This window comes from Nocardia sp. JCM 38205, from assembly GCF_058222935.1.
This window is the reverse complement of record NZ_JBYHFL010000004.1, coordinates 560,987-585,526: the sequence shown is the minus strand read 5'-3', so window position 1 is coordinate 585,526 and position 24,540 is coordinate 560,987. Positions and strand designations below refer to the sequence as shown.

At 69.4% G+C, this 24,540-nt stretch carries 24 protein-coding genes; 11 read left to right on the top strand and 13 right to left on the bottom strand.

Annotated features, from left to right (window positions below; genetic code table 11):
- Positions 1-36 precede the first annotated feature (36 nt).
- Positions 37-579, bottom strand: a complete 543-nt coding sequence (locus tag AC4HOU_RS18270; RefSeq protein WP_163817842.1) for a DUF4254 domain-containing protein — start codon at positions 577-579, stop codon at positions 37-39.
- 213 nt (positions 580-792) lie between these two features.
- Positions 793-1,968, bottom strand: a complete 1,176-nt coding sequence (locus AC4HOU_RS18265) for an acyl-CoA dehydrogenase family protein (protein ID WP_163817840.1) — start codon at positions 1,966-1,968, stop codon at positions 793-795.
- Positions 1,969-2,060: 92 nt separating this feature from the next.
- Here AC4HOU_RS18265 and AC4HOU_RS18260 point away from each other — a divergent pair, with 92 nt between their 5' ends.
- On the top strand, positions 2,061-3,203 hold the full coding sequence (locus AC4HOU_RS18260; protein WP_195006789.1) for a cystathionine gamma-synthase: 1,143 nt from the start codon (positions 2,061-2,063) through the stop codon (positions 3,201-3,203).
- A gap of 94 nt (positions 3,204-3,297) precedes the next feature.
- Here the strand turns inward: AC4HOU_RS18260 and greA are convergent, their stop codons facing one another.
- Both greA and AC4HOU_RS18250 read right to left on the bottom strand, forming a co-directional pair.
- The gene (gene greA, locus AC4HOU_RS18255; protein WP_036539687.1) at positions 3,298-3,792 is read right to left on the bottom strand and encodes a transcription elongation factor GreA; all 495 of its coding nucleotides are present in this window, start codon (positions 3,790-3,792) and stop codon (positions 3,298-3,300) included.
- Positions 3,793-4,083: 291 nt separating this feature from the next.
- Entirely contained in the window at positions 4,084-4,557 is a 474-nt protein-coding gene (locus tag AC4HOU_RS18250) for a DUF4307 domain-containing protein (RefSeq protein ID WP_163817836.1), read from the bottom strand.
- A gap of 150 nt (positions 4,558-4,707) precedes the next feature.
- On the opposite strand from AC4HOU_RS18250, the gene mca reads away from it, so the two are divergent.
- The gene (gene mca / locus AC4HOU_RS18245) at positions 4,708-5,592 is read left to right on the top strand and encodes a mycothiol conjugate amidase Mca (protein ID WP_280212768.1); all 885 of its coding nucleotides are present in this window, start codon (positions 4,708-4,710) and stop codon (positions 5,590-5,592) included.
- A complete protein-coding gene (locus tag AC4HOU_RS18240) occupies positions 5,592-5,897 on the top strand; it encodes a hypothetical protein (RefSeq protein ID WP_178128455.1) in 306 nt (101 codons plus the stop codon). The genes mca and AC4HOU_RS18240 overlap by 1 nt, the downstream gene beginning before the upstream one ends.
- Before the next feature lie 495 nt (positions 5,898-6,392).
- Here AC4HOU_RS18240 and AC4HOU_RS18235 read toward each other — a convergent pair whose 3' ends face one another.
- The 3 genes from AC4HOU_RS18235 to AC4HOU_RS18225 are packed head-to-tail and all read right to left on the bottom strand — an operon-like array spanning position 6,393 to position 9,637.
- Positions 6,393-6,791, bottom strand: a complete 399-nt coding sequence (locus AC4HOU_RS18235; protein WP_163817831.1) for an NUDIX hydrolase — start codon at positions 6,789-6,791, stop codon at positions 6,393-6,395.
- Positions 6,792-6,839: 48 nt separating this feature from the next.
- Positions 6,840-7,589, bottom strand: a complete 750-nt coding sequence (locus AC4HOU_RS18230) for a hypothetical protein (RefSeq protein WP_490724811.1) — start codon at positions 7,587-7,589, stop codon at positions 6,840-6,842.
- Complete coding sequence (locus AC4HOU_RS18225; protein ID WP_490724810.1) at positions 7,481-9,637, bottom strand: ATP-binding protein; 2,157 nt, start codon at positions 9,635-9,637, stop codon at positions 7,481-7,483. The genes AC4HOU_RS18230 and AC4HOU_RS18225 overlap by 109 nt, the downstream gene beginning before the upstream one ends.
- A gap of 227 nt (positions 9,638-9,864) precedes the next feature.
- Between AC4HOU_RS18225 and AC4HOU_RS18220 the strand changes: the two genes are divergently transcribed.
- From AC4HOU_RS18220 to AC4HOU_RS18210, 3 genes are all read left to right on the top strand, one after another.
- Positions 9,865-10,503, top strand: a complete 639-nt coding sequence (locus tag AC4HOU_RS18220; protein WP_195019995.1) for a VOC family protein — start codon at positions 9,865-9,867, stop codon at positions 10,501-10,503.
- Between the two features lie 34 nt (positions 10,504-10,537).
- Complete coding sequence (locus tag AC4HOU_RS18215) at positions 10,538-10,894, top strand: VOC family protein (RefSeq protein ID WP_195019994.1); 357 nt, start codon at positions 10,538-10,540, stop codon at positions 10,892-10,894.
- A gap of 155 nt (positions 10,895-11,049) precedes the next feature.
- Positions 11,050-11,406, top strand: a complete 357-nt coding sequence (locus tag AC4HOU_RS18210; protein WP_194992813.1) for a DoxX family protein — start codon at positions 11,050-11,052, stop codon at positions 11,404-11,406.
- A gap of 15 nt (positions 11,407-11,421) precedes the next feature.
- On the opposite strand, the gene AC4HOU_RS18205 is transcribed toward AC4HOU_RS18210, so the two are convergent.
- Positions 11,422-12,084, bottom strand: coding sequence for a hypothetical protein (locus tag AC4HOU_RS18205; RefSeq protein WP_163815089.1), 663 nt, complete (start codon positions 12,082-12,084; stop codon positions 11,422-11,424).
- Positions 12,085-13,378: 1,294 nt separating this feature from the next.
- Here AC4HOU_RS18205 and AC4HOU_RS18200 point away from each other — a divergent pair.
- On the top strand, positions 13,379-13,645 hold the full coding sequence (locus AC4HOU_RS18200) for a hypothetical protein (protein WP_195019993.1): 267 nt from the start codon (positions 13,379-13,381) through the stop codon (positions 13,643-13,645).
- 188 nt (positions 13,646-13,833) lie between these two features.
- Positions 13,834-15,954: a thioredoxin domain-containing protein gene (locus AC4HOU_RS18195; RefSeq protein WP_490724809.1), complete on the top strand. Its 2,121-nt coding sequence runs from the start codon at positions 13,834-13,836 to the stop codon at positions 15,952-15,954.
- A gap of 177 nt (positions 15,955-16,131) precedes the next feature.
- Here AC4HOU_RS18195 and AC4HOU_RS18190 read toward each other — a convergent pair whose 3' ends face one another.
- From AC4HOU_RS18190 to trhA, 4 genes are all read right to left on the bottom strand, one after another.
- Complete coding sequence (locus tag AC4HOU_RS18190; RefSeq protein ID WP_195019991.1) at positions 16,132-17,037, bottom strand: phosphatidylinositol mannoside acyltransferase; 906 nt, start codon at positions 17,035-17,037, stop codon at positions 16,132-16,134.
- Positions 17,034-17,201 carry a hypothetical protein gene (locus tag AC4HOU_RS18185; protein ID WP_163815097.1) on the bottom strand — a complete coding sequence of 56 codons (168 nt, stop codon included), beginning with the start codon at positions 17,199-17,201 and terminating at the stop codon, positions 17,034-17,036. Before AC4HOU_RS18185 ends, AC4HOU_RS18190 begins: the two co-directional genes overlap by 4 nt.
- A gap of 145 nt (positions 17,202-17,346) precedes the next feature.
- Complete coding sequence (locus AC4HOU_RS18180; RefSeq protein ID WP_490724808.1) at positions 17,347-18,930, bottom strand: adenylate/guanylate cyclase domain-containing protein; 1,584 nt, start codon at positions 18,928-18,930, stop codon at positions 17,347-17,349.
- A 76-nt stretch (positions 18,931-19,006) separates the two neighbouring features.
- Positions 19,007-19,630, bottom strand: a complete 624-nt coding sequence (trhA, locus tag AC4HOU_RS18175; RefSeq protein WP_163815195.1) for a PAQR family membrane homeostasis protein TrhA — start codon at positions 19,628-19,630, stop codon at positions 19,007-19,009.
- Between the two features lie 235 nt (positions 19,631-19,865).
- On the opposite strand from trhA, the gene AC4HOU_RS18170 reads away from it, so the two are divergent.
- On the top strand, positions 19,866-20,654 hold the full coding sequence (locus AC4HOU_RS18170) for an isoprenyl transferase (protein ID WP_081597448.1): 789 nt from the start codon (positions 19,866-19,868) through the stop codon (positions 20,652-20,654).
- 29 nt (positions 20,655-20,683) lie between these two features.
- On the opposite strand, the gene coaA is transcribed toward AC4HOU_RS18170, so the two are convergent.
- Positions 20,684-21,616: a type I pantothenate kinase gene (coaA, locus tag AC4HOU_RS18165; RefSeq protein WP_163815099.1), complete on the bottom strand. Its 933-nt coding sequence runs from the start codon at positions 21,614-21,616 to the stop codon at positions 20,684-20,686.
- A gap of 180 nt (positions 21,617-21,796) precedes the next feature.
- Between coaA and AC4HOU_RS18160 the strand changes: the two genes are divergently transcribed.
- Both AC4HOU_RS18160 and glyA read left to right on the top strand, forming a co-directional pair.
- Positions 21,797-23,002: a DUF885 domain-containing protein gene (locus AC4HOU_RS18160; protein ID WP_195019990.1), complete on the top strand. Its 1,206-nt coding sequence runs from the start codon at positions 21,797-21,799 to the stop codon at positions 23,000-23,002.
- Between the two features lie 230 nt (positions 23,003-23,232).
- The gene (gene glyA / locus AC4HOU_RS18155) at positions 23,233-24,528 is read left to right on the top strand and encodes a serine hydroxymethyltransferase (protein ID WP_163815102.1); all 1,296 of its coding nucleotides are present in this window, start codon (positions 23,233-23,235) and stop codon (positions 24,526-24,528) included.
- The last annotated feature ends 12 nt before the right edge of the window (positions 24,529-24,540 follow it).

Genomic DNA, 24,540 nt, shown 5'->3' with positions numbered 1-24,540 from the left:
ACCGGGAAACACGCGTGACGACGCGCCGATCGCCGGTTACGGCGTCGAGCCCGCCCGGTACCGCCCGTGCGGCCGGGTCTGGTCGGGGGCGCTGGTGATCAGGTCGGTCCAGGTGTCGGCCAGCAGGGCCAGGCGGTACCACGCGGCGTGCACGCGGTCGTCGGAGACGCGTTCGGCGGTGTGCAGCAGGTGGCTGGCGTGGACGTGGGCGGCGGCCATGCGGTCGACGGTGGCGCCGAGGGAGGCGGCGCGCAGTTGCCGGGTGGCGTAGCGGCCGGGGATGCGGGTGCGCACCCAGTTGTCGATGCGGGCGACGAGTTCGTGGCGGCGGCAATCGATTCCGGCCGTGGCGAGCGGGTTGCGTTGCCGGGCGCGGTGCAGATCTGCCAGTTCCTGTGCCCAGTCCAGTAGCGGATGTTCCTCGCGGCGGCCGGCGAAAGCCGCGACCAGGTCGCGCTGATCGGGTAGCGGGCGGGCGTCGACCGGGTCGGCGAGGGTGCCGCGTTCACGTGCCCGGAAACTCTGGCGGTAATCGGTGACCGTGGTGTGGACGGTAGTGCCGGACGACAGCGAGTTCATTGCGCACCTCCGCATTTCAGTGTCAGCGCACCCGCCGTTTCCTGCTGCGTCGGACCCGTCTTCGGGTGCACTCATAGGGTGCGCGATCGCCGGGGCCGATGGGTGACATCCAGATGGCCCTCGAATGACAAGCGGTAACAATGTTCGCAGCGCGCGCCCGGCCGCTGGGTGAGGTAGAGCGCCGGAGGGCCCGGCGCCTTACCGAATCGCCGTCTACCGGAACGCTTTGGCTCCGGTGAGCGCATTTCCGAGCACCAGCTGGTGAACCTCGGCCGTTCCTTCGTAGGTGAGCACCGATTCGAGATTGTTGGCGTGCCGCAGCACCGGGTAATCCAGCGTGATTCCGTTGGCGCCCAGAATCGTCCGGCATTCGCGGGCGATCGCGATGGCCTCGCGGGTGCTGTTGAGTTTGCCCGCGCTGATCTGTTCCGGAGCGATCTCGCCGCGATCCTTCAACCGGCCCAGATGCAGCGCCAACAGCTGCCCTTTACCGAATTCCAGCGCCATATCGGCGATCTTGGCCTGGGTGAGCTGGTAGGCGGCCAGTGGTTTGTCGAAAACCTCGCGGGTGCGGGCGTATTCGATGGTGGCGGTGAGGCAGTCGCGGGCCGCGCCGAGCGCGCCGAAGATGATGCCGAACCGGGCCTCGCTCAGGCAGGCCAGCGGCGCGGACAGTCCGCGCGCCTCGGGCAGCAGGGCGTCGGCGGGCAGGCGCACCTCGTCGAAATCGAGTTCGGCGGTCACCGAGGCGCGCAGCGAGAGCTTGCGATGCATTTCCCGCGCGGTGAAACCGGGCGTGCCCGCCGGGACGAGGAAGCCGTGTACGACCTGCTTGCCGTCGACGTCGACCTGCGCCCACACCACCGCCACATCGGCCACCGAGCCGTTGGTGATCCACATCTTCGAACCGTTGAGCACCCAGTCGTCGCCGTCGCGGCGGGCGCGGGTGCGCATGCCGCCGGGGTTGGAGCCGAAGTCGGGTTCGGTCAGCCCGAAACAGCCGAGCGCGCGGCCCGCCGCCATCTCCGGCAGCCACTGCTGCTTCTGCTCCTCGGAGCCGAACTTGTGGATCGCGGTCATCGCCAGCGAACCCTGCACCGACACCATCGAGCGCACGCCGGAATCGACGGCCTCCAATTCCTGGCAGGCCAGGCCATAGGTGGTGGCCGACATGCCCGCGCAGCCGTAACCCTCCAGGTGCATACCGAGCAGACCGAGTTTGCCCAGTTCGGGCGCGATATCGCGGGCCGGGAAGGTGCCCTCCTCGAACCAGTCGGCGATGTGCGGGCGCAGCCGTTCGGCCGCGAACGCCGCGACGGTGTCGCGGATCTCGCGTTCGGTATCGGACAGCAGCGCATCGATCGCGAACAGTTCTTCGACGGTCACCATGGGGACAGCGTAAACGGGCCTCGCGGGCGCCGACACGCCCAACGGGAGAACCGGCCGTCGGCCCGGAAAACGCTGCCTTTAGGCTGAGGCACATGAGTGAGCTGGGATTCTCCACCAGGGCCGTGCACGCCGGTTTCGATCCCGATCCCCAGACCGGCGCGGTGAACGTGCCCATCTACGCGAGCTCCACCTTCGCCCAGGACGGCGTCGGCGGCCTGCGGGACGGCTACGAATACGGCCGCACCGGCAACCCCACCCGCACCGCCCTGGAAGCCAACCTCGCCGCGCTGGAAGCCGGCCGCTACGGCCGCGCCTTCGCCTCCGGCATGGCCGCCACCGACTGCGCCCTGCGCGCCACGCTGCGTCCCGGCGACCACATCGTCATCCCGGATGACGCCTATGGCGGCACCTTCCGGCTCATCGACAAGGTGTTCAGCCAGTGGGGCATCGAGCATTCGCCCGCGCACGTGTTCAACGTCGACGAGATGCGCGCCGCGATCCGCCCCAACACCAAGCTGGTGTGGATCGAGACTCCCACCAACCCGCTGCTCAGCATCGGTGACATCCCGGCCCTCGCCGACGTGGCGCACGCGGCGGGCGCCAAGCTGGTGGTCGACAACACCTTCGCCACGCCGTACCTGCAGCAGCCGCTGCTGCTCGGCGCCGACATCGTGGTGCATTCGACCACCAAGTACCTGGGCGGGCACTCCGACGTCATCGGTGGCGCGCTGATCACCGACGACGCCGAACTCGACGCCGCGTTCGCGTTCTTGCAGAACGGTGCGGGCGCCGTCCCCGGCCCGTTCGACGCCTTCCTGACCATGCGCGGCACCAAGACCCTGGCCCTGCGGATGGACCGGCATTGCGACAATGCCGAAACCCTCGCCGAGTTCCTGACTCGGCACCCGAAGATCTCCCAGGTCATCTACCCCGGCCTGAACGAGCATCCCGGGCACGCGGTGGCCGACAAGCAGATGCGCCGCTTCGGCGGCATGATCTCGGTGCGGCTCAACGACGGCCCCGACGCGGCCCGCGATTTCTGCTCACGCACCAAGATCTTCACCCTGGCCGAATCGCTGGGCGGTGTGGAATCGCTGATCGAACACCCGGCGGCCATGACCCACGCCTCCACCGCGGGCTCGATGCTCGAGGTACCCGCGGATCTGGTGCGGCTGTCGGTGGGCATCGAGGACGTCAGCGACCTGCTCGCCGACATCGAGCAGGCGCTGAGCTGAGACCCGGCAGATGACGAAACGGCCGCACCCGAAGAATCGGATGCGGCCGTTCGCGTCTGTGGGCCCGGCCGGGCGACGCCGGCCGCGAGCCGGATCAGCTGTGGTAGGGCTCCGCGCTGATCAACGTCACCTTCATGGTGTTGCCGTTGGGCAGGGTGTATTCGCGGGTCTCGCCGACCTTCGCGTCGATGAGCGCGCCACCCAGCGGCGAGTTGGGGGAGTAGGTCTCCAGCTTGGAGTCGCTGAGGCCCTCTTCGCGGGTGGCGATGAGGAAGGTCTCGGTGTCGGATTCGTCGCCGTCGTAGTAGACCTTGACCACGGAACCCGGCAGCGCGACGCCGGACTTGGTGGGCGCGACGCCCACCTTGGCGTTGTTCAGCAGTTCCTGCAGCTGGCGGATGCGAGCTTCCTGCTGACCCTGCTCCTCGCGCGCGGCGTGGTATCCGCCGTTCTCCTTGAGGTCGCCCTCTTCACGGCGTTCGTTGATCTCGGCGGCGATGACCGGACGGTTGGCAATGAGCGCGTCGAGTTCGCTCTTGAGCCTGTCGTGCGACTCCGGGGTCAGCCAGGTCACTTGCGTCTCAGTCATCTCGATCACTCCCTAGTAGTTGTTCCCGGCGAGCCAGGATTCCCTGATACTGCGAGCACCTACCCGCACACGGGCATGCACAAGCAGACGGCTGGAGCGTTCCTGGGAAGTTCTTCGAACCTTCACAGACCTGATCCCGGATAATCTCGCCGATCCGGAACCGCGCCGGCCGCCAATGCAGCAAACACGGCTCCGTGCCCCGGAACCGTGCGTGAAGCCATTTTAGCATGGTTCATAAATGCGCAGGTCGGAGTTTATTTTCTGAACAGTTCGCGCCGTAACGGCGCTATTTCACCCCGCGCGCAGGTACTGCGGCACCTTGTCGGTGCAGCCGTAGACACTGGCCGAGGACGGCCGTTCCGAGGACCGGACGCGGGTGGTGAGCTCGATGGTGCCGTAGTCCTCGGCGGCGTTCGGGTCGGCTCCCACGATCAGCACTTCGCGGCGGCCGACCTCGGCATTGTCCCTGGACATCGCGCGGACGAAGCAGACGACGGGCTGGGTGGCGTCGTCGCGGGTGACTTTGATCCGCACCTCGACGGTCGAATCGTCGATGACGGTGTAGCCGAGCTGTTCGGCCTGGATATCGTCCGGACCGTATTTCGACCAGCCGAGGTAGGCCACCACGACCCCGGCCACCAGCACGATCAGGCCCAAGCCGAGCGCGATCAGGTTGCGCCTGGTGCGTTGCCCCGCCGGGCGGGCGCCGTAGCGGTCGGCATTGCGGGCCGCGACGTCGGCGGCGCGGCTGGGGTCCGGGGGCATGCGGTGTCCTTCGGCCCCCGTTGCGGGCGTGTGAGGGCGCTCGCGGGGGGTAGGTCGGAACAGAATCGGTCGGAATGGAACTATAGAGAACGAAGACCTGACGGGATTCTCCCGACCCACCCGCGATGCGAGAGCGACGGTGAACGTGAAGTGAGTGGCCTTCGCCTCATGGCGGTGCACGCCCACCCCGACGACGAATCGAGTAAGGGCGCCGCGACCACCGCTAGGTATGCCGATGAAGGCAACGATGTCCTCGTCGTCACGCTGACCGGCGGCGAACGCGGCAGCATCCTGAATCCGGCGATGGATACCCCCGGTGTGCTGGACCGGATCGACGAGATCCGCCGCGAGGAGATGGCGGCCGCGGCCGCCGCCCTCGGTGTGCAGCAGACCTGGCTGGGTTTCGTCGACTCCGGCCTGCCCGAGGGCGATCCGCTGCCGCCGCTGCCCGAGGGCTGCTTCGCGCTGGTCCCGCTGGAGGAGGCCACCGAGGCGCTGGTGCGGGTGGTGCGCGAGTTCAAGCCACACGTCATGACCACCTACGACGAGACCGGCGGCTATCCGCATCCGGATCACATCATGTGCCACAAGGTGTCGGTGGCCGCGTTCGAGGCGGCGGGCGATCCGGAGAAGTTCCCGGACGCGGGTGAGCCGTGGACGCCGCTCAAGCTGTACTACGACCACGGGTTCAGCATCCGCAGGCTGGAAGTGTTCGCCGAGGAGTACGAGCGCATGGGTGAGCCGTTCCCGATGCGCGAGTGGCTGGACCGGATGCGCAAGTACGCCGTCGAGCGCGGCGACGTGATGACGCGGGTCACCACCCAGGTGGAGTGCGCGAAGTACTTCCCGCAGCGTGACGACGCCCTGCGCGCCCACGCCACCCAGATCGACCCCAACGGCGCGTTCTTCGCCATTCCGCTGGAGATCCAGCAGCGGCTGTGGCCGACCGAGGAGTTCGAGCTGGCCCAGACCCGCGTGCGCACCGCCCTGCCCGAGAACGATCTGTTCGCCGGTATCGAGGATGAGCACCGGTGATGCTCGCTCTACTCGCCCAGACCCCGGGCACACCGACCGGCCCCGAATTCGGCAAGGCCTCGCCGTTCGGCCTGATCATCGTGCTGATCCTGCTGGTCGGCACGTTCCTGCTGGTGCGTTCGATGAACAAGCATCTGAAGAACCTGCCCGAGCAGTTCGAGCCCGAACATCCGGAGCCGGACCAAGCCGCCGATGAGGGGACCGAGCCGGGGATCGCCTTGCGCGCGGAGGCGGAGGACGACGCGGACAAGCGCGCCGATTCCGATGGCCGTGCCGATGCCGGCGGACGTGCTGAAACCGGCTGAGTTCTGAGCTTTCACATCGGGCCCGAGACCGTGGGTGGTCTCGGGCCCGACTGCTGTGCGTGGAGGGGTCGCCAGACGACGCTGGTTGCGGAACTGATCGGCTGAGTTCGCAAGACGGATGCGGAGATCCGGCCGGTGCACGGCGAGGACATATCCGCTTCGTATATCGATCCCGCAGATCGTGATTCGCGGTGCGGAAGTTTGGACGCCCGGGATGAGTTCGGTGATGGCGCATCGCTTCACCCTGGTGAACTGAGATAGCTCGGGGTGGGGGCGCCGCTGCGCTCGTTCCGGGCGCACTGTGCAGTCTACCGGCCGAGTTTTCCCACCGCACCGGGTTTTTCGGTTGCTACGGGTTTGTTGTGCGGCCGAGATCCAACGGCGACGGTGATTGCCCGAGGTCCGAGAGATCGGGAAGCAAACTGGTAGTGGGCTTTACACGTGTGCCCGGTGCCAGAACTCGCGGTGCCGGAAGTGTCCGCTCGGCAACCGCATTCACCAATCAATGAGACCGAGCTCGTGCAGGTGCCGGAACACCATCATCGAACCGGGTGCGACGTGATCCATGGCCGCGTACTCGCTGACGGTGAAGTAACGCAGCTCGGCGATCTCGCTGGTCGGCGTCGGTTCGCCGGTGAGATCGGCGGTGAAGCAGTTCATCTGCAGCGGGGTGCCCGGCGCGTGCCCATAGGCCTCGGCGTGGAACACACCCAGCTCGCTGACATCTGTCACCCCGACGCCGAGCTCCTCGCGGATCTCGCGGTGCAGCGCCTCCACCGGAGTCTCACCGGGATCGATCTTGCCGCCCGCCATGTAGAAAACCTCTTTCCCCACCGAGCGCGTCTGGATGAGGCGGCGGTCACGGATGTGGGCGAGTGCGGCGGTACGGATCACGGTTCCACTGTAGGAAGCCGATCAACCGGATTTTCTGGGGGTTCGCTCCTACCCGCGGACCGGGACCATCGGGGTGAGTCCGAGGCCGGCGATCGCGGCGGAGCCCGCGGCGGCGTGATCTCCGCCGGCCAGGACTCGGGATCGCGCCGCCTGGTAACCGCAGCCTGCCGCCTCGAATGTGGCGGCCGAGGCGAGCGTCCGCTGCGGGTCTCCGGCGAGCAGGGCATCGGCTCGCTCCACGAGAGCTTCCGCAATGGGGTTGCCCGCCACGATGTTTCGGGCCTCGGCGATGTGCTCGTTCGCCTCGGGGTTGCCCGCGAGGACGGCGGCTTCCGCGCGCAACGCGACGTACCAGTGCAGCCAGATCCAGGTGACCCAGCGCCACACCTCATCCGGGCCGGCGGCCATGCGCTGCAACGCCTGCGCGGGCTGCCCGTGGTGGAGCAGGGCGAGCGCGTCGAAGACGGCGCCGTAGCCGTGCGTCCGGACGGGCGTGGTGTCGGCTCGGCGCGCGTACTCGGCCCATTCGGCGTGCGCGTTCTGGTCGTCGCGCAGATCGTGGACCATCGCCACACCGGCCATCGCGGGGCCGAGCAGGGAGCGGGCGGGGCTGCCTGCCCGCTGCCAGGAGTCGAGAAAACGGACGCTGTGGGTGCGGACCCGCTCGACCTCGCCCGACAGCGCGTCGGTCACCAGCAACCAGCTCGTGGCACGATGGCCGACCTCGGCCAGCAGCGGATGATCGGCGAGCTGCCGCGCCCAGCGGCGGGCGCCGGGCAGATCGCCTGCGCCCAGCACGCTTCGGTGGCTTCGCCCAGCGCTTCGATCAGCTCGTGGGTGGCGGCCGGGGTGCGCGGCGCGGATTCCAGGACCGTCATGCGGCGCAGGGTGGTGGCCGCGGCGCCGAAGGTGTCACCGGCCCAGCTCTGCACGCCGGCGAGAGTGTCGAGTGCTGCCGAGGCGGCGAGTGGATCGCCGGTGCGCTGGGCGAGGTCGACGGCGCGTTCGGCATGGGCGAGGGTTTCCGGCACCACCTCGCCTTCCGGGTGCTGCCCGGTGAGGTTGTCGGTGAGCGTTCGCCCGGCCTCGGCCAAGGCGACGGCTGCCTGAGCCCGTGGGTCGTCGCCGGCCAATTCCCGCGCCTCGGTGATGAGCGCCAGTGCTTCCGCCGGCGGCAGCACCCGGACGAATTTGCCTGCGAACCGGTAAGAGTCGGCCGCCGCGGTGGCCAGATCACAGGCGGCGCCCGCGGAGTCGCCCGATCGGCGGGCGGCGTCGGCGGCCTCGCGATGCAGGCGGTCCATGTCTTCGCCGCGAAGCTGGCATCCGGCCGCGCCCGCCGCCTGCCGCAGCATCGCCGCCGCCACGGCGGGATCGTCGGCGAGGGCGGCGGCCTGCTCGTAGCGCATCTGGGATTCGCCGATCAGGTTGCGGGTGAAGCACAGTCGAGCCATCCGCTCGGCGAGCTCGCGGGCCTCGGTGCGCTGGTCCGCCCGGTCGGCGGCCCAGGCCATGGCGGCCCGGAAATCGTCGGCCACCCGGTCGAAGCGGGCGCGCCAATCGGTGCCGACCACCTCGAGCGCCTCGGCTTCGGCCAGGCACCAGCGCAGATGGCGGGTCCGGGTGTCGAGCAGTTCATCGGCCTGCGTCAGACGTTCCATGCCGTACTGGCGGATGGTTTCCAGCGCACGAAATTCGGTGCCGTTCGCGGAGGCCGTCACGACCAGCAGGCTCTGCTCGGCCAGCCGGGCCAAGCCATCGGCGGCGACACCGAGGTCCAATCCGGCGACCCGGGCGGCCGCCTGCACACCGAACGACTTCATGAACACCGAGATTCGGCGCAGCAGCACTCGGTCATCCGGGTCGAGCAGGTCGTGGCTCCAGTCCAGCGCGGCGCGCACCGAACGGTGCCGGTCCTCGGCGCGGGAGCCGCCCGAGAGCATGCGCAGCTGGTCGGAGAGTCCGGCTTCGAGACCGTCCAGGCCGAGGGTGGTCCAGCGGGCGGCGGCCAGCTCGATCGCCAGTGCCACACCGTCCAGCCGCTCGCAGAACGCGCAAACCTGGTCGCGCAGTGCGTTGTTCGGCGGCCAGCCGCTGGCCGCCGCCCGATCCATGAACAGCTCCACCGCATCCGAATCGCCCGCACCGGCCAGCGACATCGGCGCCACCGGATACACCCGCTCGAACGGAACCATCAGCCGGGCGCGGCTCGTCGCCAGCACCGTCATCCGGGGGCATGCCGCGAGGAGGCGCTCGATGAACGGCGCGACCCCGTCCAGGACGTGCTCGCAATTATCGAGAATCAGCAGCGCCTGCCGGTCGGCGAGCGCGGCGAGCACCGACTCGTCCATGCCGCGGCCGGGCTGCTCGCCGAGACCGAGCGCGAACGCGACCGTTCCGGCGACCACGCAGATATCGGGGCTGGTGATCGGCACCAGATCGACGAACCACACACCGTCGGGAAAGGCGGCGGCCGCATCGGCGGCGACGGCCAGCGCGAGCCGGGTCTTACCCACCCCGCCGGGGCCGACGGCGCTCACCTGCCGGTGCTCGGTGATCAGCTCGCTCAGCTCGGCGCGCTCACGGGTCCGGCCGATGAACGAGGTCAGCGGCGTGGGCAGGGCCGGGGCCGGCTGCGGCTGCGCGGCGGCCGCCGGCGGCGCGGCGTGCTGGGCCAGCGCTCGCCGATCCGGCACCTCCAGCTTGCGCAGCAGCGAGGACACATGGCTTTCCACCGTGCGCACCGAGATGAACAAGCGCGCACCGATCTCGGCATTGCTCAGATGCTGCCCCACCAGCGAGAGCACCTCGGCTTCGCGCGCCGAGATCTCCATCGTCGCCGCCATGACTCCCATCCTGCTCGTGATCGCGTGATCATACTTCGCGGTCCGATACGGGCTCGGTACGCAGACGTCCGTGCAGCCACGCAGACGCTGCGTGCGCGCGATCCGTGGTCGGTTCCGTGGTCGCCACGGATGTGGTGGGTGCCCCTCCGGCGAGAAGCTGTGCACACAGCCGGTTCAACGCAACAGGCACACCGGGCCCGCCGGGCCCCACGACCACAGGAGTGATCATGACCAGCACCGCCGCCATCCAGTCCGTCATCCTCGAAGCCACCGACGCCGCGGCCACCGAAGCCTTCTACGACGCCGCGTTCGGTCTCGGCGACAAGTTGCGGGTGCGCAGCTCGCAGGCCCCGACCAGCGGGTTCCGTGGTTACGTGTTGTCGCTGGTGGTCTCGCAGCCGAGCACGGTGGACAGCCTCATCGGCTCGGCCGTCGACGCAGGCGCGACCATCGTGAAGTCCGCCAAGAAGAGCTTCTGGGGCTACGGCGGCGTCGTCCAGGCACCGGACGGTTCGATCTGGAAGATCGCGACCTCGGCGAAGAAGGACACCGGGCCCGCCACCAGGGAGATCGACGAATTCGTGGTGCTGCTCGGCGTCGACAACGTCAAGGCGACCAAACAGTTCTACGTCGAGCAGGGGCTGAGCGTGGGCAAGAGCTTCGGCAGCAAGTACGTCGAGTTCGAGGCGCCGTCGTCAGCGGTGAAGCTGGCGCTCTACGGCCGCAAGGCCGCCGCCAAGGACGCCGGTGTGCCGGCCGAGGGCAGCGGCTCGCACCGCATCGCCTTCGCCGCGGACATCGCGCCCTGCACCGATCCGGACGGGTTCGTGTGGGAGGCGGCGGCCAGCCTCAGCCCGTCTGCCTGACCCATCCAGCACGTTTCGAGTTCGAGGAGTGACCATGACCAGCTCGACCACCCAGGGCATCAAGACCGTTCTGCACCCGGTGACGGACCTGGAAGCCGCCAAGCAGCTCTACACCGCCCTGCTCGGCGTCGCGCCGCAGACCGACTCGCCCTACTACGTGGGGTTCGACGCCGAGGGTCAGCACATCGGGCTGGTACCCGACGGCGGACCCCAGAAGATGACCTCGCCCGTGGCGTACTGGCACGTGGACGATATCGACACCAAGCTCGGCGAGCTCGTCGCAGCGGGGGCGACGATCAAGGAGCCGGCGCGCGAGGTGGGTGGGGGACGGGTGGTCGCCAGCGTCACCGACGTCGACGGCAACGTCCTCGGGCTCATCCAGGACCGCTGAATACTTGCTCACCGCCGGACGACGAGGGGTTCGCCCGGCGGTGAGCACGCGGGTCCGCTGTCGAAGGTGACGAGAGCAACGTCCGGGGACCCATCACATTGCCGTGGTGTGTTTCGTCCATCCAGCGACCACAGCCGCATCCCGCAGGAGGAACGATGTCCATCGCAACGGCCAGCACTCTGATCGTCACCGCCCTCGCCACCTTCGTGGCCGCCGCCTCCGATCTCGCGAGAAACCGGTGGACGCTCGACAATATGACCAAGTACGGAGTGCCGCACTCGTGGATCATCCCGCTGGGTCTGGTGAAACTCGCCGGGGCGCTCGGACTGCTCGCGGGCCTGGCGATCCCCGCGCTCGGCGCAGCCGCCGCGGCGGGCCTGGTGTTGTACTTCATCGGAGCGGTGGCCACGCTCGCCCGCGCACGCGGTTATTCCGATCTGGTGTACCCGGGTTGCTATCTCGTGCTCGCCACCGCATCGTTGGTGCTGACGCTCGTCGCGACCGGCAGCTAGCCGCCTACCAGCAGGTCAGGACGGGACCTCGGTGGTCTCCGGTCGCACCATTGTGACCAGGATGTCGTGCAGGGCCTTGGCCTGCCTGCCCGCGTGGCGGTCGTGCAACACGACGTCTGTGAAGGCATCGATCAAGGCCTGGGCCGGATTCAACGGACTGAACGCGAGATCCGGTCCGCCGCGCAGCGACTCGGTGACCAGGAGCCGCTGGGCTTCCTGGCGGGCGCGAAAGTCGCCTGCGGCGTCGAGCGCGCAGCCGTACGCCCGGACCACTGCCGTATACACCGTGCGATCGGCAATGCGCCGCCTACGCAGCCACTTTCGGGAACGAGGGGCCGCCGCCGGCCGCGGCACCAGCGCGGTGCTGTCGACGATCAGCCAGAGCGGCGAGGGGTCCGTACGCGGCAGCGCGGCCGCACCGAGCGTGCGCGGCGGGGCGGTACCGGCCGGGTGGCGAATCTCGATGCCCTGCAAGGTGATCGGGTACCGGGCGAGCATATCGCCGACCGCTTCGGCGAACTCGCGCAGGCTAGAGGGATCGAGCGGTGCATCGTCGAAGCCGATCAGCGTCAGCCCACGCTGCGCCGCCAGCTCGGCAAGAGGATTCCGCAGGCCGGAGCCGGACGGATCGGGAGTCGGGGGTGGTGGGCTCGTCGCTGGGTGGGCGGTCCGTTGCATGGCAGCCGGGTGCGCGGCTGGCGGTTGGGCGGGATTCGCCTGCGCCACAGGGGGTGCAGCGCTCGCCGGGTGGTTATCTGCACCGGGTGAGTCCGCCGGGCGCGCAGCCGGCGCCGGGGCGGCCGCTACCTGCGGTCTTCCCACCGTGGGCACGCGAAGGGATCGCAGCGCTACCGGCAGGGCGTCGAGCGCGGACGGGCTGGACGCTGCCCGCCCTGAGCTGGTGGACCTCGGGTGGGGCGCCGTGCCCGGAGCGTCACCGCTGCCGATTGGGTGGTCTCCGCTGGGTGGAGCGCCTTGGCTCCGGGGCGATCCGACTGGATCCGCAGGTGTCCTCAGGGTGCGGGTGTGGCCGTTCTGGTCATCCGCGGCAGCGCCCGGCGCGAAAGGCGGGGCCGGCGGTGGTGGCGCGGGCTGGGAGGCGTCGTCGGGCGCGGTCGGCCCGGCGTCGGTGGCTACAGCGTTGGGGTCGTGTGGCTCGGAAGGCGGCGGCTGATCGCGTTGTGGAATGCTGCCGTCCGGTTGGGTGGCAGCGGGTCGGTCGTTGCCCGGTTGGGCGGCAGTGGGTCGGTCGTTGTCCGATTGGGCGGCAGTGGGTCGGCTGCTGTCCGGTTGGGTAGTAGCGGGTCGAGAATTGGCCAGTGAAGCATCGGTGGGCGTAGGTGCCGGTCGCGCCACTGGAGCCGGGTGGGACTCGGCCTGCGGTCTTCCCACGGTGGGCACGCGGAGGGAACGCAGGGGCTCCGGCAGGGCATCGAGCCCGGACGTTGTCCGCCCGGCGCGCGGGGACGTGGGTTGTGGCCCCCTATTCGATTCCCCTTCGCTCGGCGACGCGCCGATCTCGCCGGGGGTGATCCCACGGTCGGTGGTCGATTCGCTGTGCGGGACGGGTGTCGGCTGCCTCCGAGGGCCGGCGGAGTTCTGGCCGCCTGCGGAAGTGCCGGGCGCGATGGCAGATATCGGAGGCGGCGGTGCGGGCCGGCGCTCGCGGTGGAGCGCTGGGTCGTCCGACCCGTCGGCAGGGGCGGCGGTACTGCGTGCCCGGCGCTCGGCTGCGATGGCTGCTGGGGCATCGGTATTCTGCGGCCGCGGTCCATTGGTGCGGGTGCTGCCGGGATGCCGTCCCGCGCCGGGGTCGGGGCTAGGCGATGCGACGGTGGCTTGCGGCGCGGGTGTGGCGGCCTCGACGGTCGAGGGGAGCGAGGCAGCCGCGCGCGTGCTGTCCGCCCGGAGTGCGGGCGGAGCTGCTGTCCGATATCCGTCGCGTCCGGCTTCTGGCGCCGCGGATCTTCGCTTGGACCAGGGGGTTGGACCCGGCGCACGGCCCGCCGGTTGCCCGATCGTGGGCGCGGCGGCGCCCACGATCGGATCCGCCGTCGAGGCACCGGCGACCTCGACGACGCTCGCCGACTGCGCTTCGGCGGCGGCGATGGCGGCCTTCAGCTCGGCGACGGTGTCGGTGGCTTCGGCGATCACGCGTTCCAAGCGGGCCACCGTGGCGCGCATTTCGGCGAGGTCGATGGGTGACGGCCGGCTCATCGCGCTGTCCTGCTCGCCATGACCGCCTATCGGGTGAGGCCGGTGTGCTGACCGGTAACCACATCCGATCGCCGCGGGCGCGGCGACGGACTATGACGTATCCAGTTTCCCACTCGGGGCGCAGGGATTCCCGCAGATGGGGAGCGCCCGCTTGCGTCCGGTAGGGAGTGGACCGTGTTTTGCGGGGTTCAGGTGTGGAAGGCTGGCACTGTGAATCGATTGGCCACCGCGACTTCGCCGTATCTGCGTCAGCACGCCGACAATCCGGTGCACTGGCGGGAATGGGATGCCGAGGCGCTGGCGGAGGCGGCGGCGCGGGATGTGCCGATCCTGCTGTCCATCGGGTACGCCTCCTGCCACTGGTGCCATGTGATGGCGCACGAGTCGTTCGCCGATCCGGAGACGGCGGCGCTGATGAACGACAACTACGTCTGCATCAAGGTCGATCGCGAGGAGCGGCCCGACCTGGACGCCGTCTACATGAACGCCACGGTCGCCATGACGGGCCAGGGTGGTTGGCCGATGACCTGCTTCCTCACCCCGGCCGGCGAACCGTTCTACTGCGGCACCTACTACCCGAAGGTGCCGCGCGGCGGGATGCCGTCGTTCCAGCAGTTGCTCACCGCGGTCGCCGACACCTGGCGCAACCGGCGCGACGAGGTGAATCTGGCCTCCTCGCAAGTGGTGGAGGCGCTGCGCGGGCAGGCGAGCGGGCTGCCCGACACCGAGCTGACCATCACGACCGAACTGCTCGATCACGCGGTCGCGGCGGTGCTGCGCGACGTCGACGAGCAGCACGGCGGCTTCGGCGGCGCACCGAAATTCCCGCCGTCGGCCCTGATGGAAGGGCTGCTGCGCGGCTGGGAACGCACCGGCGACGACACGATCCTCGACGTGCTGCGCCGCACCGGCGCGGCGATGGCGCGCGGCGGCATCTATGACCAGATCCGCGGCGGATTCGCGCGGTATTCGGTCGACGCCGCCTGGGTGGTACCGCATTTCGAGAAGATGCTCTACGACAACGCCCAGCTGCTGCGCGCCTACGCCCACCTGGCTCGACGGGTGCCCGACGACGATCTGCCGCATCGCGTCACCGGTGAGATCGTGGAATTCCTGTGCGACGACCTCGGCACCGAGCACGGCGGTTTCGCCTCCGCCCTCGACGCCGACACCCACATCGCGCCCGGAGAGCCGGGCATCGAGGGGGCGACGTACGTGTGGTCGCCCGCCGAGCTGGTCGCCGCGCTCGGCCCCATCGACGGCGCGTGGGCGGCCGAGGTCTTCGGCGTCACCACCGCTGGCACCTTCGAACAGGGCACCTCGGTGCTCACCCGCTACACCGACCCGGACGACACCGCCCGATTCGAGCGGATCCGCTCGGCCCTGCGTACCGAACGAGCCCGCAGGCCGCAACCGGATCGCGACGACAAGGTGGTCACCGCTTGGAACGGCATCGCGATCACCGCGCTCGTCGAAGCCGCCACCGCGCAAGACCGGGACGACTGGCTGGCAGCTGCGGTGCGCTGCGCCCGGTATTTGCTGGCCGAACACGTCGTCGGCGACCGGGTGCTGCGTGCCTCGCTCGGCGGTCAGGCAGGCGCGGCGCCCGGCGTGCTGGAGGATTACGCCTGGCTGGCCACCGGCCTGCTCGCGCTGCACCAGGCCACCGGTGAGCGCGAATGGCTCGAGCATGCGCAGCGGCTGCTCGACGCGGCCATCGAGCATTTCGCCGATCCCGAAGCTCCCGGCAGCTGGTTCGACACCGCCGATGACGCCGAAACACTCGTCGCCCGCCCGCGCGACCCGATCGACGGCGCCACGCCGGCCGGCGCCTCCTCGCTGGCGGAGGCGCTGCTCACCGCATCGGCCTGTAGCGCCACCGACCGGGCCGTCCGCTACCGCGACCTCGCCGACCGCACCCTCGAGCGCGGGACAGTGGTGCTGGCGAAGGCCCCGCGCTCGGCCGGCCAGTGGCTGACCGTGGCCGAGGCGGCGTTGCACGGGCCGATCGCGATCGCCATCGCAACCAACGACCGCGCCCTCGATCAGCGCGCCGAGCAGTCGGAAGCGGTGAGTACCCGCACCGTAGTTCGCGACGGCGGTGCGGGGGCATCCGCCCAGTCGGACCTCGCTGCCGCCGAGCTGCTGAGAGCTGCCCGTTCCACCGCACCCGGCGGTGCGATCATCCTTGCCGCCGAACCGGATTCGGTACCGCTGCTCGCCGATCGCCCCACCGTGGGTGGCGCGGCCGCGGCATACGTCTGCCGCGGGTCGGTCTGCGATCTACCGGTCACCACCGCCGAGGCGCTTCGGGAGTCGTTGAGCCGCTGATGGTCCGGCCCGGGCGGCGGGGGCCGGAACCCGTCGGCCGTGGGCGATGCGGTCGCGGGCGGGCGTCCCTCCGGGGCGTCGATTGGGTGTCGGGATTTCGCCGCCGTGGTGATGAGCGTGATGGTCAGCGGCCGAAGCTGTGCCCGGTGGTCGAGGCTGTGCGCCGGTGCCGTGCGGTCACCGTGCCTGGGTTCGCCGCTGTTGCTCCCGCGCCTGATGATCGGCCGTCCACAACGGTTGCAGCATGTGCCAATCCGCCGGGTGCTCGGCGATTGCGGTGGCGAAGGAGTCGGCCAGCGCCTGAGTGGTCGACTGCACCCCGCCGGTGGTGTCGAGCGGTGCGCCGACGCTGAACCCCCAGCCGTCGGTGGTGAACCAGCAGTGCACCGGTAGCAGCGGCGCGCCGGTGTCGATTGCGAGGCGGGCCGGGCCCGCGGGCATCTGGGCCGGTTCGCCGAAGAAGGTGACCGGCACACCCCTGCCGGACAGGTCGCGCTCGCCGAGCAGGCACACCACGCGCCCCTGCCGGATCCGCTCGGTCAGCTGCGCGAACGGCGGCGTCGCACCGCCGGTGAGCGGGATGATCTCGAAACCGAGACCCTCACGGAAGCGCACGAACCTTCGGAACAGCGATTCCGGCTTCAGCCGCTCGGCGACCACGGTCGGCGCACCGATCCGCTGCACCACCCACAGCCCCGCCAGATCCCAGTTGCCGCTGTGCGGTAGCGCCAGCACCGCGCCGCTACCGCTGTCGACCGCGGCGCGCACGTGCTCGAGCCCGGTGGCCGAGGATTCGATGATGTCGGCCACCGCAACCGGATCCATGGACGGTAGCCGGAAGGCTTCGCACCAATAGCGCGCGTAGGAGCGCATGCTCGCGCGCATCAGTTCGTCGGGCACCTGCTCCGGCGCGGTGCCGAGCACCCGAGCCAGGTTGCGCCGCAACTGATCAGGGCCGCCGTCGCGGACCGCGCGATCGGCGGCACGGTCGAACATGCCGCGCGCCCACCGTTGCGGCAGCGCCCGCACCAGCCCCCAGCCCGCCGCGTACCCGAGGTCCACGGCCGTGGCTTTGAGATTCATCGATCACCGCCGGCTGTGCCGCCGGCCTCATCGCTGGGTGCGGAGCCGGAACCCGCGCTGCTGAACACCGGCGGGACGGCGGCGCTGTCCTCGGCCGAGGCGGAGGTGGGGGTGGTTTCGTCGAGATGACTGAACAGGCTCGACGGCGAAGATTTTCGATTCATCCCTGAAGTGTCCTCTCGGTAGGTGAACCGTGGGCGTCCGGCTGTCGTTTCGCCCCGTTTTCCGGCCCGATTGGGCGGGTCCGGCGGCCTGAACACACGGGCCGGGTCCGCGTCTCGGGCCTGTCGGCCGGGCCCGGCTCCCGTTTCAGCCGGGGCCGACGGCCGGCCGCCGGTCGGGGTCGGGCGTGCGGCGCGGCGGGTCGACGGGGGCTGCGGCATCGTCTGCGCCCGGGCCGGGGACAGGCGTTTGGTCCTGCGGCAGATCGGTCCACGAGGGTGTCGGGTCGCTCATACCGCGCAGCGGCAGTTCACCATAGGGCTCCCATTTGGCGCGCTCGTGCGGCGCGGCCGCCTCGATGACCGACTCGCTCACCAGGATTCGCCGATGCACGGCCTTGGCGGCGGTGGTGAGTCGTGCGGCCTCGTTGACGGCGTCCCCGATGACGGTGAACTCGAGCCGGGTGTCGGTGCCCACGTCACCGGCGAACACCTGGCCGCGTCCCACTCCGATGCCGATATCGAGTTCGCCGGTGGCCAGCACCTCGTCGCGGATGCGGCGGGCCGCGCGCAGCGCCGGGGTGGCGTTGTCGCGCAGCGCGATCGGCGCACCGAAGATGCACAGCGCGGCATCGCCCTCGAACTTGTTGACCAGTCCGTTGTTGTCCTCGGTCGCCGCGACCACGATGGACAGCAGCCGGTTGAGCTTGGCCACGAACTCCTGCGGCGGCAGGCCGGTGGAGATCTCCACCGAGCCGGTCACGTCGACGAACAACGCCGACACCACGCGCACATCGCCGGTCAGATCCACCCCGCCGGCCAGCGCCCGCTCGGCCACCTCGTCGCCGACGTGCCTGCCGAACACATCGCGCATCCTGGTCCGCTCCCGCAGCGCGGCGGCCAGTTGATTCACCGAATGCTCCAGCCTGCCGATTTCGCTGGCGCTGTTCACCGACACCCGGACGTCGAGATCGCCGTGGGTGATCCGGTCCAGGGCCAGCCGCAGCTTGCGCATCGGGGCGGCCACCGCGCGGGCCAGCGTCGCGGTGGCGAGCGCGCCGACGATGATGCCGAGCGCGGCCACATAGATGCCGGTGCGAATGCGATCGGACGGCCCGGACACCGGATCGGCGAGCACCACGATCAACATCGACAGCGGCATCGCCCCCGACACCGCCCAGGTGAGCACCACCCGGACGAAGACCGTCGAACTCCAGTGCATGGTCGCGCCGAGCACCCCGGCCACGATCGGAATGGTCGGGCGGATCAGCCGGTCCACGATCAAGAAGGTGAGCCCGGCCGATTCCAGGCCGCCGATGACGAACATCGACGCCATCACCGCCAGATCGTCCTGCTCGGTCACCCTGGCCAGCACGATCGCGGCGATGATCACCCCTGGCAGCCACAGCGCCAGGGCGCGGGTGGTGATGGCGATCGGCAGCCGCAGCAGCCGCCTGGCCTCGTCCGGCGTGGGTTTGCGGGTCTGGTCGAGCCAGGCGAAATAGACGGTGCGGTCGCGGATGGCCAAGGCGATGCCGACCAGGAAACCGATGGCCGGGTAGATCGCGACGACGGCGAGCGCGCGCAGGATGTCGGGTCCGAGCCGGTCGAAGAACCCGCCAAGCCACAGCTGGGTGACGATGACGGCGAGACCACTGAGATTGCAGGTGATCACCACCGCGGCCAAGCCCCAGCGCGCCCGGAGCGCCCAGACCACCAGACGGGCGATCATGGCGTGCGCTCGGGCTGCGCGATGCTCATTGCGGCAGCGACTGACACGAACGAGCAGCATAGAACGCCGGAGGCGGTCAGCGCAGCAGCACCAGCCAAACCGCAACGTAGTGCGCAAGGGCCGCGAGCACCGTCGCGGCGTGGAAGAACTCGTGGTGACCGAACACCTCCGGCCACGGATTCGGCCATTTGGTGGCGTAGAGGATGGCGCCGCCGCTGTAGATGAGGCCACCGATCAGCAGCAGGATCAGCGGGGCGAGGCCGACATTGTCGTAGAGCTCGCCCGCCACTGGCACGATCGCCCAGCCGAGCAGCAGATACAGCGGAACGCCGACCCAGCGCGGCGCGGTCGGCCACAGCAGTTTCAACGCGACGCCGGCCAGCGCGCCGGCCCACACCACGATCAGCAGCGTACGGCCGGTGGCGCCGGGCAGGCCGAGCAGCGCGAACGGGGTGTAGCTGCCGGCGATGAACAGGAAGATCATCGAATGGTCGGCGCGTTTCATGCGGATGCGGGCGCGCACCGTCTGCCAGGTGACGCGGTGATACACCGCGCTGACGCCGAACAACAGGCACACGGTGAGGCCGTAGACCAGTGTCGACCACACCGCCGTCGCCGACACCGTGCTCGCCGCTCCGACCAGGGCGATGACCGCGATCGCCGCGATCCCCACGGCCCAGGTGTGGATCCAGCCGCGCATGCTCGGTTTGACCAGTGCGGCGAGCGCCTCGGCGGGATTGATGGCGTCGTCGGCGGCGTCGTCGGCCGCGGTGCTGTCGTGCAGGCGGGGCGTGCCGGTGGCATCGACCGGGTCGGTCACGAACTACCTCCTGAGTTAACTCGCGAGTAACCTACGGAACCGTAGGTTGCCGGTCCGATCGTCACTGTACCGGGAAACGCGGCCGATGCCGCCGACAACGTGACGAGGCGTACTGTTGGACGCCGTGGAGTTTCCGAGTCGGGTGCGTGGCTTTCCGTATCGCGTCTACGAGGCCCGGCTGGCCAAGCAGCTGGCAGGCAAGCAGCATCCCCGCCACGTTGCGGTGATGTGCGACGGCAATCGGCGCTGGGCCAGGGAAAACGGCTTCACCGACGTCAGCCACGGGCACCGGGTGGGTGCGCTCAAGATCGCCGAACTGGTGGGCTGGTGCGAGGCCGCGGGCATCGAGATGGTCACCGTCTACCTGCTGTCCACCGAGAACCTGCGCCGCGATCCCGAAGAGCTGGAGACGCTGTTCGAAGTGATCACCGACGTGGTCGAGGAACTGTCGGCGCCGGACCAGAACTGGAGTGTGCGACTGGTCGGCTCGCTCGACGGATTCCCCGAGCTGATCGCCAAGCGCTTGCGCACCGCCGCCGAACGCACCAGCGGGCGTAACGGGGTGCACGTCAACGTGGCCGTCGGCTACGGCGGCAGGCAGGAGATCACCGACGCGGTGCGCTCGCTGGTCCGCCAGGAGATCGCGGCCGGGGAGACCGGCGAGGATCTGGTGCAGTCGATCACCGTCAACGCCATCGGCCAGCACCTCTACACCTCCGGCCAGCCCGACCCCGATCTCGTCATCCGCACCTCCGGTGAGCAACGGTTGTCCGGGTTTCTGCTGTGGCAGAGCGCGTATTCGGAGATCTGGTTCACCGAGGCGTACTGGCCGGAGTTCCGGCGGGTGGATTTCCTGCGGGCACTGCGTGATTTCGCGGCGCGGCACCGGCGATTCGGAGTCTGAGCAGCGCCGGTTCCGCGCTGCGGCACCGCTCACAATTTCCGCAACCGCAGCCGATTGATCGTGTGGTCGGAGTCTTTGCGTAACACCAGCGTCGCCCGCGGGCGGGTGGGCAGGATGTTCTCCACCAGATTCGGCCGGTTGGTCGAGTTCCAGATGTCCTTGGCCGCCGCCGTCGCCTCCTCGTCGGTGAAGCGTGCGTAATGGTGGAAATGCGCCTTCGGATCGGCGAACCCGGTCTTGCGCAGGCTGAGAAACCTTTGCACATACCAGTTCTCGATGTCCTCGATGCGGGCGTCGACATAGATGGAGAAGTCGAACAGATCCGACACCATCAACCGCGGCCCGGTCTGCAGGACATTGAGGCCCTCGACGATGAGGATGTCGGGTTGACGCACGCAATGGAACTCGCCGGGCACGATGTCGTAGGAGATATGCGAATACATCGGCGCGCACACTTCCGGCGCACCGGATTTCACCTCGGTGACGAAACGCAGCAGTTTGCGGCGGTCGTAGCTCTCCGGGAATCCCTTGCGATGCATGATGCCGCGGCGGGTGAGTTCGGCAGTGGGGTAGAGGAACCCGTCGGTTGTGACCAAATCCACTCGCGGATGGTGATCCCAGCGCGCCAGCAAGGCCTGCAGCACGCGCGCGGTGGTGGATTTACCCACCGCGACACTGCCAGCCACACCGATCACGAATGGCACCTGCTGGTCCGGATGCTTTTCCCCGAGGAAGGTCGCGGTGGCCGCGAACAGCCGCTGACGTGCGGCGACCTGCAAATGAATGAGCCGGGCGAGCGGAAGATAGACCTCGGCGACCTCTTCCAGATCGATCTGTTCACCGAGACCGCGCAGGCCGCGTAGTTCTTCCTCGGTGAGCACCAGTGGAGTCGATTTCCGCAGTGTGCGCCACTGTTTCCGATCGAATTCCACATAGGGGCTCGGCTCGCTCATCCGTGCCACTTACCCGACGCTCCATTCCGGCAAACACGCACACATATCGCACCGGCGCTGTGAGATTCGGACTATCTGTGGCCGCATGGCTGAATTCTGCGCCTCGCCGCCGCACACCGGGAAAAGGGGGTCGCCTACCGGCCGGTAACTCTCGGCGTCGCGCTGGTGGACCGGCTATCGTCGGCTGCCATGGAAGCGCATCCGCTCGTGACCGATTACCTGCGGCTCGGCCTGGCCTTCGACCGGCTCGAAGCGGGTTTCGTCGACGCGTTCACCGGCGATCCCGCACTGCGCCGGGAGGTCGAGAACGGGCCCGCGCCGCAGCCGCGCGAACTCGCGCGACGAGCCGCGGCCCTGCGCGCCGAACTGCCGGGGGCGGGGCTGGCGCCCGAACGTACCGAGTTTCTCGATGTGCACCTGCGCGCACTGGAATGCTCGGCGCGCAAGTTCGCCGGTGACGACATCGGTTTCATCGACGAGGTACGCGCCTACTTCGATGTCGACATCGCGCCCGGCGATGAGGCCGACTACCGCGACGCACACCGCAAGATGGACGAGGTGCTGGCCGGCGACGGACCGCTGGCCGAACGCGTCGCCGCGCACCGCCAAGCCGACGAGATCCCGCCGGAGCGGCTGGCCGCCTGCGTGGAGGCGTTCTCCAGCGCGCTGCGCGAGCTGGTGCGTGAGCGCTATCCGCTGCCCGACCATGAGCACGTCACCTACGAGATCGTCGGCGACAAGCCGTGGTCCGGCTTCAACTACTACCTCGGCAATTTCCACTCCACGGTCGCGATCAACTCCGACCTGCGTCAGCACATGGCCAACCTGCCGCGGCTCATCGCGCACGAGGCCTACCCGGGCCATCACACCGAGCACTGCCGCAAGGAGGCCGGGCTGGTGGCCGCCGGGCAGGCCGAGCAGACGCTGTTCCTGGTCAACACCCCGCAGTGCCTGATGGCCGAGGGCCTGGCGGATCTGGCGCTGGAGGCCATCGTCGGGCCGGGCTGGGGCCGCTGGGCGCAGGAGATCTACGCCGATCTCGGCCTGCGCTTCGATGGCGAACGCGCCGAACGGCTGTCGCAGGCTTCGGCGCAGCTGCTCGGGGTGCGCCAGGACGCGGCGCTGCTGCTGCACGATCGCGGCCGCGACGCCGACGAGGTGGCCGAGTTCCTGCAACGCTGGAACCTGACGACGCCGGAACGGGCTCGCCAGTCACTGCGCTTCCTGTCCTCGCCGCTGTGGCGGGCCTACATCAGCACCTACGTCGAGGGCTACCGGCTGCTCGGCGGCTGGCTGGACGGCGCAGCGGGCGCCGATGAGCGCGCCGACCGGTTCCGCCGGTTGCTCGACGAACCGCTCACGCCGGGGGCGGTGCGGGCGATGCAGCCGGCCTGAACTGCCGGAGTTGCGCGCCCACGGCCGGGCATGCGGGGATCTGCCGAACCACCGAGCGCACGTCGCTGGGTCCGCCTGATCCGGCCAGGCGCCATCAGATCGAACGCGGCCGGGCGGAGTTCGGATGAAACCGGTCCCGATGTTCCGCGGCGGAATCGGCGCGGAAGGGCGCGCGATGTGCTATCAGACCCCGTGCCCGTCCGGGCCGCGGGAGCCAATAGACTGTCCGGGTGACGCAGACGACCGCTTCTGTCAATACCCAGTCTCTCGGTGAACTCGATCCCGAGGTCGCTGCCGCGATGGCAGGAGAGCTCGCCCGCGAGCGCGACACCCTCGAGATGATCGCCTCGGAGAACTTCGTGCCGCGCGCGGTTCTGCAGGCGCAGGGCAGCGTGCTCACCAACAAGTACGCCGAGGGCTACCCGGGCCGTCGCTACTACGGCGGCTGCGAGCACGTCGACGTCGTGGAGAACCTGGCCCGCGAACGCGCCAAGGAACTGTTCGGCGCCGAGTTCGCCAACGTCCAGCCGCATTCGGGCGCCCAGGCCAATGCCGCGGTGCTGATGTCGCTGATGAACCCCGGCGAGAAGCTGCTCGGGCTGGACCTGGCCCACGGCGGCCATCTCACCCACGGCATGCGGCTGAACTTCTCCGGCAAGCTGTACGAGGTCCACTCCTACGGCGTCAGCAAGGAAGATCACCGCGTCGACATGGACGAGGTGCGCAAGATCGCCCTGGAGGCGCGGCCGAAGGTGATCGTCGCGGGCTGGTCGGCCTACCCGCGGCATCAGGATTTCGCCGCCTTCCGGGAGATCGCCGACGAGGTCGGCGCCTACCTGTGGGTCGATATGGCGCACTTCGCCGGTCTGGTCGCGGCCGGGCTGCACCCCTCGCCGGTGCCCTACGCCGACGTGGTCTCCTCCACCGTGCACAAGACCCTCGGCGGCCCGCGCTCCGGCCTGATCCTGGCCAAGCAGGAGTTCGCCAAGAAGCTCAACAGCTCGGTGTTCCCAGGCCAGCAGGGCGGGCCGCTGATGCATGCCATCGCCGCCAAGGCCGTCGCGTTCAAGATCGCGGCCACCGCCGAGTTCGCCGAGCGGCAGCAGCGCACCCTGTCCGGCGCCAAGATCCTGGCCGAGCGCCTGAGTGCCGCCGACGTCGCGGGCAAGGGCATCAGCGTGCTCACCGGCGGCACCGACGTGCACCTGGTGCTGGTGGACCTGCGCAACTCCCAGCTCGACGGTCAGCAGGGCGAGGATCTGCTGCACGAGATCGGTATCACGGTCAACCGCAACGCCGTTCCGTTCGATCCGCGCCCGCCGATGGTCACCTCCGGTCTGCGCATCGGCACCGCCGCCCTGGCCACCCGTGGCTTCGGCGATACCGAGTTCACGGAGGTCGCCGACATCATCGGCACCGCACTGGCCGGTGGTTCGGATGTCGAGACGCTGCGCGGCCGGGTCCGCAAGCTGGCCAACGACCTGCCGCTGTACCAGGGTCTCGAGGACTGGCGCCTGCTGGGCTGAGATCCCGCCACG